Origin of the sequence: Catenovulum agarivorans DS-2 (genome assembly GCF_000568405.1) — a bacterium.
Taxonomy (GTDB): domain Bacteria; phylum Pseudomonadota; class Gammaproteobacteria; order Enterobacterales; family Alteromonadaceae; genus Catenovulum; species Catenovulum agarivorans_A.
This window is the reverse complement of the sequence record NZ_ARZY01000004.1, coordinates 124,254-141,425: the sequence shown is the minus strand read 5'-3', so window position 1 is coordinate 141,425 and position 17,172 is coordinate 124,254. Positions and strand designations below refer to the sequence as shown.

Annotated in this window: 18 protein-coding genes; 4 read left to right on the top strand and 14 right to left on the bottom strand. The window is 40.3% G+C overall.

Features of this window, described 5'->3' with window-relative positions; translation table 11 throughout:
• Positions 1–2: 2 nt before the first annotated feature.
• The 11 genes from DS2_RS03770 to crp all read right to left on the bottom strand — a co-directional run bounded on the left by DS2_RS03770 (position 3) and on the right by crp (position 10,965).
• Positions 3–1,976, bottom strand: a complete 1,974-nt coding sequence (locus tag DS2_RS03770) for a CsgG/HfaB family protein (protein WP_035013301.1) — start codon at positions 1,974–1,976, stop codon at positions 3–5.
• Positions 1,977–1,991: 15 nt separating this feature from the next.
• On the bottom strand, positions 1,992–3,080 hold the full coding sequence (locus DS2_RS03765; protein WP_035013300.1) for a hypothetical protein: 1,089 nt from the start codon (positions 3,078–3,080) through the stop codon (positions 1,992–1,994).
• An 18-nt stretch (positions 3,081–3,098) separates the two neighbouring features.
• Positions 3,099–4,067, bottom strand: a complete 969-nt coding sequence (locus DS2_RS03760) for an MlaD family protein (protein WP_035013299.1) — start codon at positions 4,065–4,067, stop codon at positions 3,099–3,101.
• A complete protein-coding gene (locus DS2_RS03755; protein ID WP_035013298.1) occupies positions 4,064–4,720 on the bottom strand; it encodes an ATP-binding cassette domain-containing protein in 657 nt (218 codons plus the stop codon). The genes DS2_RS03760 and DS2_RS03755 overlap by 4 nt, the downstream gene beginning before the upstream one ends.
• Positions 4,717–5,508 carry an MlaE family ABC transporter permease gene (locus DS2_RS03750; protein ID WP_035013297.1) on the bottom strand — a complete coding sequence of 264 codons (792 nt, stop codon included), beginning with the start codon at positions 5,506–5,508 and terminating at the stop codon, positions 4,717–4,719. Before DS2_RS03750 ends, DS2_RS03755 begins: the two co-directional genes overlap by 4 nt.
• On the bottom strand, positions 5,505–6,284 hold the full coding sequence (locus tag DS2_RS03745; RefSeq protein WP_152537536.1) for a hypothetical protein: 780 nt from the start codon (positions 6,282–6,284) through the stop codon (positions 5,505–5,507). The genes DS2_RS03750 and DS2_RS03745 overlap by 4 nt, the downstream gene beginning before the upstream one ends.
• Positions 6,253–6,972, bottom strand: coding sequence for a tetratricopeptide repeat protein (locus DS2_RS03740; RefSeq protein ID WP_035013295.1), 720 nt, complete (start codon positions 6,970–6,972; stop codon positions 6,253–6,255). Before DS2_RS03740 ends, DS2_RS03745 begins: the two co-directional genes overlap by 32 nt.
• The gene (locus DS2_RS19645; RefSeq protein WP_051479596.1) at positions 6,973–8,037 is read right to left on the bottom strand and encodes an LPP20 family lipoprotein; all 1,065 of its coding nucleotides are present in this window, start codon (positions 8,035–8,037) and stop codon (positions 6,973–6,975) included. It abuts the gene before it with no gap.
• A gap of 14 nt (positions 8,038–8,051) precedes the next feature.
• Positions 8,052–9,359 carry a murein transglycosylase domain-containing protein gene (locus tag DS2_RS19640; RefSeq protein ID WP_051479595.1) on the bottom strand — a complete coding sequence of 436 codons (1,308 nt, stop codon included), beginning with the start codon at positions 9,357–9,359 and terminating at the stop codon, positions 8,052–8,054.
• A gap of 44 nt (positions 9,360–9,403) precedes the next feature.
• The gene (locus tag DS2_RS19635; RefSeq protein WP_051479594.1) at positions 9,404–10,213 is read right to left on the bottom strand and encodes an LPP20 family lipoprotein; all 810 of its coding nucleotides are present in this window, start codon (positions 10,211–10,213) and stop codon (positions 9,404–9,406) included.
• 119 nt (positions 10,214–10,332) lie between these two features.
• Complete coding sequence (gene crp / locus DS2_RS03720) at positions 10,333–10,965, bottom strand: cAMP-activated global transcriptional regulator CRP (protein WP_035013294.1); 633 nt, start codon at positions 10,963–10,965, stop codon at positions 10,333–10,335.
• Positions 10,966–11,207: 242 nt separating this feature from the next.
• On the opposite strand from crp, the gene DS2_RS03715 reads away from it, so the two are divergent.
• The gene (locus tag DS2_RS03715) at positions 11,208–12,029 is read left to right on the top strand and encodes a mechanosensitive ion channel family protein (RefSeq protein ID WP_035013293.1); all 822 of its coding nucleotides are present in this window, start codon (positions 11,208–11,210) and stop codon (positions 12,027–12,029) included.
• Positions 12,030–12,043: 14 nt separating this feature from the next.
• Positions 12,044–12,805: a DUF481 domain-containing protein gene (locus DS2_RS03710; RefSeq protein ID WP_035013292.1), complete on the top strand. Its 762-nt coding sequence runs from the start codon at positions 12,044–12,046 to the stop codon at positions 12,803–12,805.
• Positions 12,806–12,886: 81 nt separating this feature from the next.
• Here the strand turns inward: DS2_RS03710 and ftsX are convergent, their stop codons facing one another.
• The 3 genes from ftsX to ftsY are packed head-to-tail and all read right to left on the bottom strand — an operon-like array spanning position 12,887 to position 15,851.
• Positions 12,887–13,879 (bottom strand): permease-like cell division protein FtsX, encoded by a 993-nt coding sequence (gene ftsX / locus DS2_RS03705; RefSeq protein WP_035013291.1) that lies wholly within the window; start codon positions 13,877–13,879, stop codon positions 12,887–12,889.
• Positions 13,876–14,568, bottom strand: a complete 693-nt coding sequence (gene ftsE, locus DS2_RS03700) for a cell division ATP-binding protein FtsE (RefSeq protein WP_035013290.1) — start codon at positions 14,566–14,568, stop codon at positions 13,876–13,878. The genes ftsX and ftsE overlap by 4 nt, the downstream gene beginning before the upstream one ends.
• A gap of 29 nt (positions 14,569–14,597) precedes the next feature.
• On the bottom strand, positions 14,598–15,851 hold the full coding sequence (ftsY, locus tag DS2_RS03695) for a signal recognition particle-docking protein FtsY (RefSeq protein ID WP_035013289.1): 1,254 nt from the start codon (positions 15,849–15,851) through the stop codon (positions 14,598–14,600).
• A 105-nt stretch (positions 15,852–15,956) separates the two neighbouring features.
• Between ftsY and rsmD the strand changes: the two genes are divergently transcribed.
• Both rsmD and DS2_RS03685 read left to right on the top strand, forming a co-directional pair.
• Positions 15,957–16,580: a 16S rRNA (guanine(966)-N(2))-methyltransferase RsmD gene (gene rsmD, locus DS2_RS03690; protein WP_035013288.1), complete on the top strand. Its 624-nt coding sequence runs from the start codon at positions 15,957–15,959 to the stop codon at positions 16,578–16,580.
• 199 nt (positions 16,581–16,779) lie between these two features.
• Positions 16,780–16,992 (top strand): cold-shock protein, encoded by a 213-nt coding sequence (locus DS2_RS03685; RefSeq protein WP_035013287.1) that lies wholly within the window; start codon positions 16,780–16,782, stop codon positions 16,990–16,992.
• Positions 16,993–17,172: the final 180 nt, after the last annotated feature.

The window sequence follows — 17,172 nt, the reverse complement described above, 5'->3', positions numbered from 1 at the left end:
ATTTAGAACTTATAGTTCTTAAATACTTTTTCAATGTACTGCATAGATTTTTCACTGATAGGCGAGTTAACTGACTTCACTTTTTCATCGAAGATCGCATCAGTAAACTTCTCAATCGCTGGAATTAGCTCTTGTCGGCGATTTAACAGCTCTTCACCCTGCTGGAAATATTCTTTTTCCAAGTTCATCAGAGGCTTCAACACCTCACGCGCCAATTGATCAACCACGTCACTGGTCATTGACTGAAGAATTTCGGTATCTGTTGGTACTTCCATTGGATCAAACTTAATGCCCGCATCATCAATCCCAGCATTAGCACTGTCTTCTTCGATTTTCTTTCGCTCTAATGTTTCAACACTGGTATTCACCCCTGTTGCAACGTCTACGATACGATATGAAATTTGGATAAAACCAACTTTTTTCTTGTTTTGTACCTCATAGTCTTTCACTGCAAACTTAGGTACTTTGATTTTAGCAACAGGCGCTGTACGTAACTCTTCTTTACTTGGTTTAGGGTTACGCGTTTTCCAGTTCAAGTATTCAATGTTATCTTCAATCACTTCACCGATTTGATAACGAGCCGTTTTATTTGAGGTAGACGAAGTTTCATCAACCTTAAATAATAATACACTGCCCATAATAGCGATATCGATGCCATAAATACGGCCCATTTCTTTTGCTGTATTTTCAGAAACAACCCCGATTTGACCAAGCTTCATCTCTTCGAGAATCGATTTTAAGTTTTCACGTTCAAGGATGTTGATATCTTTAGAGGCGTTGTTGAACAAGTACGAAATCAAGTTGTTTGCAATCATGATACCCGCATCGTCATTATTTGACGGGCTTCTAAAGTCAAACACCGCAATGGATTTTCGTACTCGGGTGTAAATTGCATCTTCAACTTTTTGTTTTTTACTAAATAAGTCTTCAAATTCAGGGTTAACTTCCTGCAATTTGTTATACCAATAGTAAGCTGAACCATAGCGATCGTCTTCAATAAAACGCTCTACTTCTTGGTTGATCTTTGCCGACAAAAACGCTTGCAAAGCTTTTTGTTGTACATTGTTATCAGCAAACGAGTATTCTTGCGTTTGTTTGTAAGTTTCAACCGCTTTGAATAAATAACCTTGCGAAATATATGCATTTGCTTGGTTAATCAACTGCAACTCTTTGTTAACACGCACACGTTTTAACTTGCTAACGAGCTCTGAATCAAACTGGTCAAAATCCAACGCTTTCAAATAATAATCTTCAGCAGCTACCCAATCGTTATCAACTTCAGCTTTGGCTGCTTTTTTCAGGTAATAATCTTTATTATTATTCTGCTCAGCCAACTTAAGTAAGTTGTTGGCTTGGCTTAAAGATGGGTTTAACTGCAATGCACCTTTTAACAAAGCAACTGCACTTGAGATATTATCCGCTTTTAATTCCGCAGTACCTTGCTGTAAAAGTGAATTTGCACCTTCACTTCGAGCAGTTGTTAACAACTGCATAGTCTGCTCGTAGTTTGGATAAATCGATTGAACATCTTTTAAAACTGCATTAGCTTTTAGCCAATCTTTATTGGTTGCATGCTCAACACCTTGCTGGTATTTGGCTGACACTAAAGCTAAAAAGTCAGTTTTAACTGAATCTAATTGACTAGATAAACCAATTGCTTTAGTACTGTCATACTTTTTAACCAGCTCAATTTTCTCTTCAGCTTCATCAATTTGCGAAATCGTTAGCGGCTGTGTCGCTAACAGATCGTCGGTATCTTGAGCCAATTGTCCAACCAATTTACTGGTAATGTCTTTAAGCTTGTTGCGATACTGCGTATTATCAGGCTCTTTTTTCAAAGCCTGTTGCATATATTGAATCGCTTGCTGATATTTTTGAGCCTGGCTCAGTTTTAAACCTATGTCGTATTCTTGCTGACCACTGGCTCCACAGCCAGCTAAAATCAGTGCAGATAAGACTAGCGCCGCCTTTTTCATCTTTTGCTCCTGAAGTTACTGAATTTTTATTGTTAATTGATTGCCAGCTAAACTGACCACTTTTGCATGAAAATGCCGTTGAGAAAACACTGCCGACTTAAACTCATCTGCTAGCTGCTCAGGCCATCCTCTGTATTGTAACTGATACTCTGTTTTAGCTGATTCGTATTGAACCAACTCAATGTCTTTGACTCCTGCCAATGTGCTCTTAATTGCTTTGACTACGCTTTGTGCTTGATCAAGTGAATTGAGATCTATGATATTGAGTTGTACATTACGTGCGGCATATTGCTCATCTTCCCATGAAGCTGTGAGCTTTTTGCGTAAATCTTTCCAAATATCTTTGACGATTATTTTAGCTGCGCGCTTGCTTGCCTTTGAGCTACTCGCGCCCGGAAGAGTTTTAATACCAGATGCAGTTGCCATTATTTTGCTGTCGTCCGCTCTAGTTAACCGAGCATTAATGGCTAACTCATTGGAAGTCAATTTCATGCCTTGATATTCACTTTGATTTTGCTGCTTAGCAACATTTAAGTGAATAACAAAGCCACCACGCAATTGAGTATCATTGGTTAGATCGTAAACTGGGAATTTATCATCCGATAATTGTTCGATTAAATAGTTTCTAACCTGCTCGGCAGACACTGCGTTTTTTTCAACACTGAAGTTATCAATAACCACAGTCACACGTGGCTTCTTTTGCCATTTTAACGCTTTTTGAAATTGGTCAACTTGATTAATTAATTCATCAACATCGGCTTCTGCTTGAATAGTGACTTCATATAATCCATCATCCGTTTTGCCTTCTTGTAACACTCGGTAGTTTTTCAACCGGCCACTGGCTGATGTCATTACTTGGTCACTAACCATCTGAAAATTTTCGACTAAGGTGCGAGATTCAATAATGGTGCCAACCGCCTGCTCAATCGCCGCGCGTTTGGCATTTTCAAGTGCGACTTTGTATGCTTGCGCCACTTTTCCGGGTTGGATATCAGCAACACCTTTGGCTACCACAACCTTTCCAGCATATACTTGAGCTGAAAAAGCCAATAGTAAACTTGCACATAATGCGATTAAATTGTGTAGATATTTTGAACTGGTCATCCTGATATCTAACTCCGTTTAATTACTTGATTCACTGGTGTAAAGTCTATCATCTATCTCAATTTTATGTAGAGGAAAGTTCACCTTTTGTGCGCTTGCACTCTGCAATAGCCAATGGTTGTCGAGTGTATTCATCAATTTTCGAGAAGAAATAAGCGTGTGTTCAACTTCATCTAACAGTACTGGTAAGTCAGCAACACCAAGCTCCACTGCTTGTATGACCGATTGTCCTTGCTTAGCCGTCAGCTCCACCTGACTCAATGCTTGAACAAGAGGCTGTTCAACACGGCGAGAAGTTTCACCCAACTCGCGTGATAATTTTTCGATCTGTTGCAAGCTTGTATCAAACTGCTGGATTGCTTGCGGTAAAACATTAGCAGACTGTTGCAAACTTTGAGTTAATTGATCTGCTTGCTGCAAAGTGGCAGCAATATGCTGTTGGTTTTGCTCTATTGTTTGGGTAATTTCAGCTAGACTATCCACAATAGAGGTTAGCTGGCCGGCGATTTTCTCAACTTGCCATTGTTCAATTAACTCCTCAAACGAGGTAGGCTCAACTACTTTAACCAAACTTCGGTTGCTCAACAAGTTATTTGTATTTTGACTAGGTACAAAAGTTAAACCACTCCCAGATATTACTGTACTTAAGCCAAGTTTCGAATCGATTTGAATCAAACTTCCTTTTCGATAAAATTTTTGATAGCTACTATCTAACTGCATGCGAATTTCAACTTGACCACTGGGGGTTAACTCGACAGTTGAAACTTTACCAATTGACACACCAGACAAAGTAACGGGCGAATCAACAACGATTCCATAGGTCTGGTTAACGTGAGCTCTTAATTCAAATTTAAAGTTGTGCTGGGGCGCGCTGACTCGATTAAGGTATATTGCATATAAAACCAAAGCAATTGCTGTTAACACAACAATACCAAGCACTTTATCTTGCAAGCTTGTTTCAAATGCTTTGGGTTTAGCAAAACTCATGGCGATTCCAGAATAATTTTCTTATTTTCAATGCGATACACTCTATCAGCTATGCTATGACTATCACCTGCAGTTGTGGTCATTAACAAGCTTGCGCGAGTTTGGTTACAATAGTCTTTCAGTATAGCCAATATTTGTTCACGCATCGCTGGTGACATTCCTGATTGAAGCTCATCAGCCAATAATAACCTAGGTCGAATAACTAAAGCACGCGCTAAGTTAACTAGCCGTAGCTGCACATCGTTTAACTGATGAACGTCGTACTCCAATATACTCGCTATTCCCAACAGTTCAGCCACACTAGTAATGCGTTTAGCAACAAAGTCATTGTCAAAGTTTCTATGGTATTTCAATGGCAGTGCAATATTATTATACACGGTAAATAAACTAACTAAGCCACCACTTTCATAACAATATGCAACCTTGCGAAAGATTTTATCCGCTGGCATATGGCTTATTTCCTCACCATCGACCAGCAAGGTCCCACTTTGATATGGGACAATACCTGCACACGCCTTTAAAAAACTGGTACCACCATCCAAAACACCTGTCGATAAACAGACAATTTCGCCCTCAGCAATACTAAGCTGAGCATCTTCAAACAAGCTCAAGTCAGCAAAACCTAGGTAAAAATGTTTAACATCTAAACTCATAGCTTGTACGCCATTAAACTGAGCACGACGTTCAATGTAAAGAACGCAATCAGTTGTGCGGTTGTTGAGCTAGAAATCGCCCGACTGATATCAGTAAATCGACCGGCTACTCGTCCGCTAAAATGCAAGCTGATCAAGCCAACCATGCTGCCGCCAATTAATGCCTTTGATAGCGTAATAACAACTTCTAACGCAGTCACTTTGGCCAAAATTGCACTCAGAAAAACGGTAAACGACAGCGAGGGATCATCAAGTAAGATAACCAGATAAGCCGACGATATACTGACAGCATTAAAAAAGATAAACATTAATAATAATGACAAAGGGAATGCAAAGAATACCGGCAACAAAAAAATAAACACTGGACTCATTTGTTGTGCTTTTAATACTTCAAATTCATTGTAAAGTTTTAGATGACCTAATTCTGCGGTAATTGCAGTGGCTGAACGCGCAATTAGGATCACACCCGAGATTAACGGCCCCAACTCGCGAATAACCACAATCACAAAAAAGTTGGCGTAAAACTCAACCATGCTTTTGCCTGGTGGTAGGGCTGCGTATAGACGCGCCATCATCAACGAACCAATGATCAGCGCAATAGCAGTATTGATACCAATTGCGCGTACACCCGTATTATAGAGCTGGCGTTTAAACATCATCCAAAAGATTGTGCGCCTTGCTGGATGGATAAGGTGCCTTGATTCTTTAATCGTCAGAGCCAACAGTCCAGCAATATCTAAGAAGTAACTAAATAGACCTCGTAAATATGAGCCGAATAAGCCGATCATTTATTTGCCTTGTGGGCCGAGTCAAACCATTGCTGCATGGGTTTAAGCAATTTTGGTTGATGAGCCTGTGCGCTCGCTTGTGCCAGCGAAAAATACCATAAACTCAGCTGTTGGCTGTCGGCTTGGTGATGTAACTTACTCAATAAAAACAAACTGTCCGTCACTAATTGTGGCAAGTTATGTTTTTGGGCCAATGCCAAACTCGTGGTTACGCTGTGGATATTCGATTGGCTATAACCAAGTTGGTAATGCAAGATTGCGGCATCAAGTGGATGTGTTTGTTCGATACTCTGCAAATGTTCGGATAACCGAGTATAGTCCTGTTGATAATATGCTAGATAAGCCTGCTGGCGTTTATCTAACTTCATCAAGGCAATTTTTTGTAACAACAACTCACTCGGTTGCAACTGATACTCTGATAACAAACAGTCTGCATGATAAGCTAAATAGGCACGAACCACTGACAATTTTTTGCATTGCTCAATCGATTGTGCAGCCAATGCTTGTTGCTGATGCCTTTGATATGCATCCACCAAACGTAAATGACTTTTGATTAAATACTCAACATCGGCAAATTGTGCGAAAGTCTTCTGCAATCTAAGCTGCTTCGAAATATATTGCTCAAGCGTGTCAGTCTGCTGACTGTTATTAAAGTCACTACGAGCTGTTTGTAAATTTGGATGCAGAGTTGGCGTTGATGAGCAAGCGGTTAGCATAATCACTAACAACATCAAGGCGTTTAATCTAACTTTCCTCAGCCATTCGTTTTGCATCACTTTTTAGCATCCTAACAAAAGTTTCTAGGTGATCTGGGCGATTAACGTATTCTTCAAGAATCGCTATCGATTCTTCGAGAGTTTTATGCCTGAGCATAAACGCCATACTCTCTCGCAATGGTTTCAATTCATTTGAAGAAAGCTGAATTTCTAATAAATCGGCAAAATCATCAAAATCATTTGCCAAAAACAATTTTTTACTGTGTACTCGAAAACGCCATCGAGCGACTCGCGCCCCGATTGAGTTTAGGGTTGTCCCCAACCAAATACCGATAACCAATACAATAAAGTCACCAATTTTGTCACGGGCTACAGATTTCCATTCTTGCGAGAGAACACTTTCAGACAACTCGGAGGTTGTTCTAATCTCTTCAATATACTTTTTCGCAACTGTATTGAGAGGATTTAAATTGAGTGCCTGCATAAATCTAGCTTCTGCTGGCTCAAACTTCTTGGCCAAATACAGAGCTTCACCCTGCAAGGCATAAATCATGTCATTGTCTGCATATCGTTTCAGCGCTTGCGCAGTGAGTGCCTGCGCTTTTTCAAACTCACCTGCTTCAATATATTTTTGTGCCTGCACTACAACTCTTTTTTCCGACTTTAAATACTTTTCATCAACTGTAGCTTGCGCATTAGCACTAACACTGACAAATACCCATAACAAACAGATAATTCGGTAGATCATTTAGTCGGCCACCACAACCATAACGCCAGCATTGTGCATTACTTGATAGATGGTTTTGTTATTCTGTAAAATTTTTGCTTCTGCATCACCGATTACAAGATCGGACTTTCTCAGCTTATAGGTTTTTTTGGCTTTTACTATCATGGGTTTAATCGCAACTCGAGTATTTCTGATTGCATCATCTACATCAAAATCATATGAAACAGGACGTTTTTTAACTAGGTCGTCATACGAGGTGTCATCATTGGGATAAATCACTTCACCACTTTCGCTACGAATGGTTGGCACTGCAGCGATTTCAAAGTCAACTACGCTGCTTGCATCAATTAACAGCCCAGTGAAACTTGAGGTATTTTCAAATTCTCGAATAAAAAGGTTCAATTGTTCAGCAGCTTTATCAGCACCTTGTAAAGTTAACCAATGGGCCATTTTTTTGGTGAATTCAGCCTCTTCGGCAGTGGTTATCACAAATGGTTGCGGAGCTGCATGCGCTTGGGCAATAAAATTCAAATTAAGTGATTGCTTAAAAGTCGACCATTGATGATTTATTTTTGCATGATATAGCTCAAAACCAGACAATCCATTTGCAGTTGAAGTTAACCCACTATGACGAGCCTTATCTTTTGGAATAAAAGTTTCCATTAAATTACCGGCCATCGGCACTTCCATTGTGACTGTGGCAACATCATTTTGATAATGATCTTTAGTCATGATTGCCCCTTTAATCACAGCTTCTACCTGAGTGCGCACAGTATCACTGGCCAGTGTCATATCTTGAACTAATGTTTGAGAGTTAACCCTAACACCATTGACAATCTCGGCTAAATTTCGATATGCATCAAGTTGGGCGGCCCGCCGTGCCAGCAAACGCGCTTTTGAAGTTGCAATTTTATCTTGCGGTGCAACACCATAACCATGCGCAAAGATAGTCCCTTTAGACCAATTGATGCCACCATTCGCCGTTTGCTTAATCACTTCATCCGCGAAGACCGGTTGGCTGAATAAACAAGCCAAAGCAAAAAACAAGCTGTATTGAACATTTCGAGTAAATTTAAAAATCGCCATATGATGGTTAACCTCTATACCTCATCCCATTTAGCATAACGCTTTTTAGCTTTTGTCACCTTGTCTAAATAGCGTCGCGTCTCTAGTGCAGGTAAGTTAACGGAAAGATACTGATATACTTGCTCTGCTGATTGTTTATTAATAATTTTAGCTGCTTTGCTGAAATTTTTGCTATTTTTAGTAAATGTTTTTGCAACATTGCCTACCCCTGTGTTGTATGAGGCGACTGCACAATAGAAACGAGCGAGTGGATCTTTAACTTTGCGTAGATAACGGGTTGTTAATAAATCGAAATAGGCCACACCAAGTTCGATATTCTGTTCACTGTTATATAAATATTCAGGTTCAACGACACGCTTTTCACCGTAGACATGCCTGTATGCATCAATCCCGGCTGTGCGAGGAACCAACTGCATCAATCCAAATGCGGGTACTGGCGAAGTTGCTCTTGGATTAAAACTAGATTCAGTTTCGATAATGGCTAAAACTAGTGAAACTGGCACATTATATTTGTCTGAATAGCGTTTAATCACGCTAAAATTGCGTTGGATAAGTTCATTTTGATAGCCAGACAAAAACGGAATGTTGATTCTTATTACTTTGGCAGGTTGTTGTGCAACCTGAACAGTGCGAGTTTCAGCAACTGCATCTGTGGATTGACTAATTTGTTCGTCATCTATCGTGTTTTGCGCCTCAAGCTTTTCTAGCTCTTGTAACACTTGTTCGATTTGCTCATTCGAGACTAAATTATCTAATACAGGCTTATCAGTTTGTGCCGGCAAAGTGGCATTTGCGCGGTTGTGATTGTTCGCCTCTGCTTGCCTATCTGGTAGTTTAGCTAACTCTTGTTGAATTGCTCGCCCGAGTTGATCTTTGTCTTGTAAATGAGTAGTGGTGTCGGTGCGAGCGGTTGTTAGTGCTTGTTTTAACCTAAATACAACTTCTGAAACCGACTGGTTTGGTTGAATAACAGTTTCGATCGAAAGTTGCCCAGCTTCAAAATCCATCATACGTCGCGTTTGCATGTCTGGCGTATAATCGACCCATTCATGCGCAGATGGCAACTTAAGCTCTTGCGCGCCCCAATTTACTTCAATCTTATTGGATAAACCTTTAAGGGCACGCTCAACAGCTTGCTCGACGGCATTAAATCTGCGCTCTAATATAACATCGGTGCCAGCAAACTGTTTGTCTAACATTGCGTCTATTGCAGCGAAGTCGTCGTCAGCATCAGCAAAACCATCGTTTGCCGGCAAATGTACGGGTAACATCAAGTATACAGTGAGCGCCCCAATACCAATGATTTTATGTACGCTGTGCACATTCACCTCCCAATGTGTTATTTATACTTAGTGCAAGTTGTGAATTATTTTGACAATATCACTAAGATACCATCCATTGAATGACGCTCAACATTGGCTAGTATCGCAGCTGCATCCTCATTCGATACCACTAAATCACTTCCATTAATGGTACGTTCAACTTTCACTGTCATTGGCAAAAAGCTATCAAACTCGCTGGCGTCTTGGCTCCAGACCAAAGATTTAGTTGGATGCTGCTCAAAATCTTTAGAAGACAAAACCAACTTGCCGTCGTTGGTAAATACCCTGGTCACTAAAGCCGCAGTATAAACTTGAGCGCTTGCATCAAGGATGAAAGCCGAATGAACTTGTTGAGGTTTATTTTCTGCAGGCGGCACATAGGCAGGCGCTGGTTCGGCTTCGGTTTTACTCGGTAACACATCAACCAAAGCTTGTTTTAAATTTTGTTTATTTCGACATTGGGTAGATTGGGCGTTAATACAAACCCCAACGGTAACTTCGGCAACATAGGTGCCATCTTCTTGTGAAAGCTTTGAATCAACTATAAATGCGCCTTCTAAAGTTCCTTTAACTCGAGTGGCAATAACATCAGAAGTCACTTCATAATCTTCAACTGTCGTCCCTGCGGTTAAACGAATACCCCTAATTTGTTCCGCTAGATTCCGTTGAGCATCGACCTGAGCAGCTCGTTTAGCCATAAATCGCGCTTGGACCTTATTCGCGACTTTGCTCATGTCCACAGTTCCAAAGCCCGTTGCTTGCATAATTCCACTTTGAAATGCTTGATTATCCGCTTGCGCGTTAAAACTCACGGCAGATAAGCTCACCAACAAACCTGCAATAAACGATTTCATACTCTAATTCCTTGTCAAAAATATTGAATTATCTTAAGTGTAATTCAATTAAAGCCGTGATACAGCTTTGAAAAACAAAAACGCCATAAAACAATGAACCCAATCACAATATCAGTGTTTTAGCGAGTTCCGTACACCACCATAGTTTTACCATGAGCTTCAATTAATCCTTGCTCTTCAAGGTTTTTCAGCACTCGGCCAACCATTTCTCGCGAACAACCAACAATTCGGCCTAATTCTTGTCGAGTAATTTTTATTTGCATACCATCTGGATGCGTCATCGCATCTGGCTGTTTGCACAAATCTAACAAAGCCGCAGCAACTCGCCCTGTAACATCTAAAAAGGCAAGGTCGACCACTTTTCGTGACGTGTCACGCAAACGTAATGCTAACTGCCCTGACACCCGAAATAGTATTTCCGGATGTGATTTACACAAATCCTTAAATTTATCATAGGTAATTTCTGCAACTTCACACTCACTACGAGCTTTAACTGTTGCACTGCGTTCTTGACCATCAAACAAGCCCATTTCGCCATAGAACTCACCAGGGTTTAAGTAAGCAAGTATTAACTCACGTCCTTCTTCATTTTCAATACTAACAGCTACTGACCCTTCTAATAACAACGACAAAGTTTCGGGTTTGTCGCCTGCACATATAATCGTGCTCTTAGCTGGATAACGCTTTCGAGTAGAATGTTTTATAAAAGTTTGCAACTCTTCATCGTTGGCTACATGGTATGGTATACTCATGGCTTTGCTCTCTTATTCTAATTGTGAACTTGTCGACACTTTTCCATTACTTTTTATATCATACAGTGAATTAAAGAAAAATCACTTACGTTTGATAATTAATCTGTCATACAATAATCATGCTCTCGTTGTACACTGCATCGCTCGTGGAAGGACAATCTTTAACCATTACCTTAAACCATACCTTAAAGTGTGAGCAAAGGCACAACCCCAATTATTTTTAACTCAAACAGGAGCCTGTTATGGAACAAGTCTTAGACTGGTACAATAACAATCAAACTCAAATCAATGATTACCTTATCAACTTTGTCACTGCCGTATTAATTTTTTGGATCGGTGGAAAGATAGCACGCTATGTTGGCTCTTTGAGCAACAGAATGCTGCAAGCTCGCGGTATCGACACAGCAGTTGCAAGCTTTGTTGCTAGCTTAGTCAATGCGGTAATTTTTGCAGCAGTGATTATCGCAGCGCTTAGCCAAGTTGGTATTGAAACTGCAACCTTCGTCGCAATTCTTGGTGCTGCCGGCTTAGCGATTGGTTTATCGCTACAAGGTTCATTGTCTAATTTTGCTTCAGGTATACTCATTACCGTGTTCAGACCCTTTAAAGCAGGTGATTTTGTAGAAGCCGGTGGTGTATCGGGTGTGGTTAAAGAGATTCAAATTTTTTCGACTATTCTAACTACCCCTGATAATAAATATGTAGTTTTACCAAACGCACAAGTCACTGGTGGCGCAATTACTAACTATTCTCGCCATGAAACTCGTCGCTTAGACTTAGTTGTGGGTGTTAGTTATGCAGCTGACTTGCAAAAAACTGAAGAAGTACTTAAATCCGTTTTGGATAAACATGAGCTTATTTTACCAGAGCCTGATAAATTAGTCGCCGTTGGCGCATTAGCTGACTCTTCAGTTAACTTTAATGTTCGAGCATGGGTAAAAACTGCCGACTACTGGACAGTCTATTTTGATTTAAACAAATCAATAAAGCTTGAACTAGACAAAAATGGTATTGAAATACCTTTCCCACAAATGGATGTACATTTACACAAAGATAACGCATAAGTTTAGGAGTTTTTATGAATCGCATTTTTCAACTAGCAGCGATAACAAGCGTTTTAGCGTCAAGCAATGTATTTGCTCAAACACCCGCAGAAGGTGAATTTGAGCTTGGTATCATTGTCACTTCAGGTAATACAGAGACCACTTCACTTAAAGGTAAAGTTGCCTATAAACATGAGCTTGAAAACTGGAGTAACCAATATCAGTTAGAAGCTTTATACAAAAAAGATGATCTAGACATTGACACCGATGGGGACAATGTCGCCGATACAAAAGTTTCTGAAACAACGGCACAAAAGTACTTTTTATCAGGCCAAGGTGATTATAAATTAAATGACGAACATTCCGCTTTATTTGTATTTGCTTCATATGAAGATGACAAATTTAGTGGTTATGATTACCAAAGCACAATTGCTGCAGGTTATTCTGATCAACTGTTTGGTAACGATACTTCGTACTTTAAGTACAACATCGGTCCTGGTTATAGCTTCAGTAAAGTGGACTCAGGTGAAAAAGCTGAAACTGCAGTGCTGCGTTTAGCCGCAGAGTATCAATACAAATTTAGTGCAAATGCAAAATTCACCCAAAAGCTAAGCACAGAAGCTGCGCTTGAAAGTGGCAAAAACACTAAAACTAAATCTGAGTCAGCTATTTCAGCAAATTTGATGGGCAGTTTAAGTATGAAAGCCGCTTATACTATCACCCATAATAGTGAAGTACCTGCAACAAAAGAAAATACTGATACGACAACCAGCATTACCTTTGTCTATTTGTTCTAATCTGTTGATTCAAAAACAGGCACTAAAAAGGCGCGGTTAAACCAGCGCCTTTTTTGTCTATGGCATTATCCTGAGCACAGGTTAAATACTTGAATCAGGCTCTATTAATAAAATCTGTTTGCGTACAACCAAATACGAACCAGATAGACCCAGCCCCATGCTCATCAGCAACAAATTGATCATTTCTGACACGGATAAACCTGCTAGCCTAAAATCAGATTGATATAAATCGGCAATGGTGACAATAGAGCCAGATAAATAATACAGCATCAGCTCAATACTCAACCAAGCAATCAATCCACCAAAAAAACCATACCACAAGCCCGTAAATAAAAAAGGTCGCTGGATAAACCCGTCGGTGGCACCAACCAGTTTTAATACTTCAATTTCTTCTTTGCGATTGATAATTGATAAACGAATGGTATTTCCGACAATCAACACCACAGAAATACATAACAACAATCCTAAGCTGCCCATGGTATCTTTAATTAGATTTAAAACGGCATTAAGCCGCCGTAGCCACTCGATATCTAACTTACCAAATTCAACTTCTCGCATTTGCTCAAATTCAGTTAATAGATCTGCTGCTGGAGAAGCAAATGCATAGTCAGCAAGAGGCACGACAATTAATACATTAGGCAAAGGATTACTATCTAGCAGACTTAGAGCGTCACCAAAACCAGATAATTGCTCAAATTCAGACAGAGCCTGCTCATTGCTGACAAAGACAACTTTTTCAACTTTAGGGTGTAACTCCACCTGCTTAATGAAAGTTTGCAGCTGTTTTTCGGATAAATCTGTGTGCAAAAACAATGAAATCTCAGCGGCACTTTGCCAATGTTGTTCAACGCTCTGAGCATTTTTAGCAACTACATACATTATCGAAGGCAGGGTTAGACTGACACCCAATACTGCCACGGTCAAAATAGACGGGATAGGATCTCGCCAAATATCTCCTAATGCTGCGAGCCAATGGCGAATATTGCCAACAAAAAAAGCGATAACCTTAGCAAACAAACCTAATTTTCGTTGATTCGCGCCTGCAGCACCGCGCTGTTTGAATAATAGACTCATGATTCAACTCCATTTGCGCCGCTGGCTTCCAATCCGTCTTGCACCATACGGCCTCTAGTTAGCGTTAAGGTTCGATACTTCATACGAGCTATCAAACCTAAATCATGGGTTGCGATTAACACACTGGTTCCGACAGAATTAAAGTCTTCGAATAAACGCATAATTTCTAACGATAACTTAGGATCTAAATTACCAGTTGGTTCATCTGCTAGGAGTATTGGGGGTGTATTTACCACAGCTCTGGCGATGCCAACTCGCTGCTGTTCACCACCTGACAACATATTTGGGTAGTACCGAGCTTTATCTAACAAGCCAACCTTGTCTAACGCGGTTTCAACACGTTTGCGAATTGCTTTTAACCCATACCCTTCAATCACCAATGGCAATGCAACATTGTCAAAAATTGTATTATCGCGCAGTAACCTATGATTTTGGAAAATCATACCAATGTCGCGGCGCACAAAAGGTATTTGTTTTCGGTTAACTTTGCTTAAATCGTGGCCATTAATAAACACATGACCAGCCGACGGCCTTTCCATTATCGATATCAGTTTGAGCAAGGTACTTTTACCTGCACCCGAGTGCCCTGTCAAAAAAGCCATTTCGCCTGGCTGAATGTGAAAGCTAATTTTTTGTAAAGCTTGCACCCCGCCTGAATACGATTTTGAAACTTGCTCAAACCGAATCATACAGTCCTCTGTAATCTGTTATGTTTTAGTTATTCTGCTTGCTCACTTTCTTCTTGAGCAAATAGCGCGTCAATAAAATCATTTGCAGCAAATGGGCGAAGATCATCAATTCCTTCACCAACACCAATGTACCGAATCGGCACCTTAAACTTATCTGCGATTGCAAATATCACCCCGCCTTTTGCTGTACCATCTAATTTAGTTAAGCTGATACCCGTTAAACCAACCGCTTCGCCAAACAATTTAGCTTGGCTAATTGCATTCTGACCTGTGGTTGCATCAACAACTAACATGATTTCATGCGGCGCCTCAGGGTCGATTTTTTTCATCACACGAACTATCTTTTTCAACTCTTCCATTAAGTGCGATTTATTCTGCAAACGCCCTGCAGTGTCAGCTATTAAAATATCAACATTTTTCGACTTAGCTGATTCATAGGCATCAAAAATTACTGACGCACTGTCGGCTCCAGTGTGCTGAGCAACAACCGCAATGTCATTACGCTGTCCCCAAACCTGCAATTGCTCAACCGCTGCAGCCCTAAAAGTATCACCTGCGGCTAACATAACTGATTTGCCTTGCTGCTGGTATTGTTTAGCTAGTTTCCCTATGGTGGTGGTTTTACCTACTCCATTCACTCCGACCATCAACATAACAAACGGGCCTTTGGCCTTATCAAATGCTAGCGGTTGTTCCACTTCTTGCAAAATATACTGCATTTGGTCTTTAACCACTGTATATAAGCTTTCTGCTTCTTTTAATTGTTTTTTCTCAGCGGATTCCGTTACTTGGTCGATAATCTTCATGGTGGTTTCTATTCCCACGTCGGCCATCAGCAACTGAGTTTCAAGATCCTCATACAATTCATCGTCAATTTTTTTCCCTTTGAACAATGAAAATAAACCACTGCCAATCGAAGCTTTGGTTCGGGTTAAACTTGCTTTTAAACGCGCGAACAGCCCCTTTTTCGGTTTTTGCTGTGGTTCTGGCTGCGCTAGCACTTGGGGCTCGGGTTCAGGCTCTGATACAACTTTTGCCGCTGGCTCAACCTCAACAACTTGCTCAATGGCTTGCTCTGTCTGTGGTGCACTCTCATTGTTTTGTTCAGTTTGAACCTGTGTTGTACTTGCCGTTTTTTCAACAACCTCAGATGCAACGGCATTGTCTTCAGATTGCGTCTGAGTTATATCTGCCTTTGACTCGTTTGTTTTCTGAGCTTGCTCTGTTGTTTTTGATTCGGATTTACGCCCAAACCATCCAAATAAACCTTTTTTTTGACTCATTTTGGCTAACTTTCTCTTTAAAAAATCGCGTTGAATATGTCGGAAACTGGCTCTAACACCCTGCTTTGGGGTAAAATATCATTTTTCCATCAAATTTAGACACTAATGGTATCACGCCCAGCCCGCAGACAAAATAAAGCAAATCGTAAAGCAAGCAAGAATACTGGTGCTGTACGGATAATTTCTGGTATGTTCAAGGGAAAAAAGCTGCCCGTGATGGATATAGACGGTTTGCGTCCAACAACCGACAGAGTCAAAGAAACCTTATTTAACTGGATTATGTTTGATGTTGCAGGTGCTAACGTACTCGATTGTTTCGCTGGCTCTGGTGCACTGGCTTTTGAAGCGTTATCTAGAGGAGCAAATCAGCTAACCATGTTAGAGCTGTCGAACTCTGCAGCTAACCAGCTTAAGCAAAACTTGGCCTCATTAAATGTGACCAATGATGTCCAATGTCAAATTATTACAACAGATAGCCAAAAGTATTTGGCCAATCCTGCAACTCAACAGTACGACCTAATATTCATTGATCCACCTTTTCGGAAAAACTTATTAACACCTTGCTGTGAGCTGCTGAGTCACAATAATTGGCTTGCAGCCAATGCTTTTATCTATGTTGAACATGAGAAAGAGTTAACCTCATTCACCCCACCAGAAAATTGGCAGTTATTAAAGAGTCAATCAGCTGGCCAATCTTGTTACCATTTGTACCAATACCAGCCTCAATAAGCTGAATTAACGCTGTTTTTATGCTCAATAATAGCTTTACTACCCCACAGCCAAAAGCAAGTTAAAAAATTTTCATAAAAACTTAAAATATTGAGCGACATTTAATCAATTTAGCTGCTACAATGATTTCTGCGGTTTTTCGCAACTGAAAGGTTGTCAGATCCTGTGGCAACTTAGTTTTATTTTGTAAGAGAAAAAAATGTCAAATCAAGTTATCGGTACAGTAAAGTGGTTCAATGATGAAAAGGGTTTTGGATTTATTGAGCAAGAAGGCGGCAAGGACGTATTTGTTCACTACAGTGCAATTCAAACATCAGGTGGACGCAGAACCTTGGCTGAAGGCCAACAAGTAACTATGACTGTTACTCAAGGTCAAAAAGGTCCTCAAGCTGAGAACGTTGTACCGGCTTAATTTACCTGTCAACTAATTGATACCGTAAAAAGCCGACATCAGTCGGCTTTTTTGTGCCTATACATTAATAGCCCTTCCTGAAGCTTCTTCCCATAGTAGAGCTAAATCAATATAAATTGCGAGTATCAGAGCCATTTATGCTGCGTTAAGTTGGCTTGATATAGAACCACTATGTCTGTG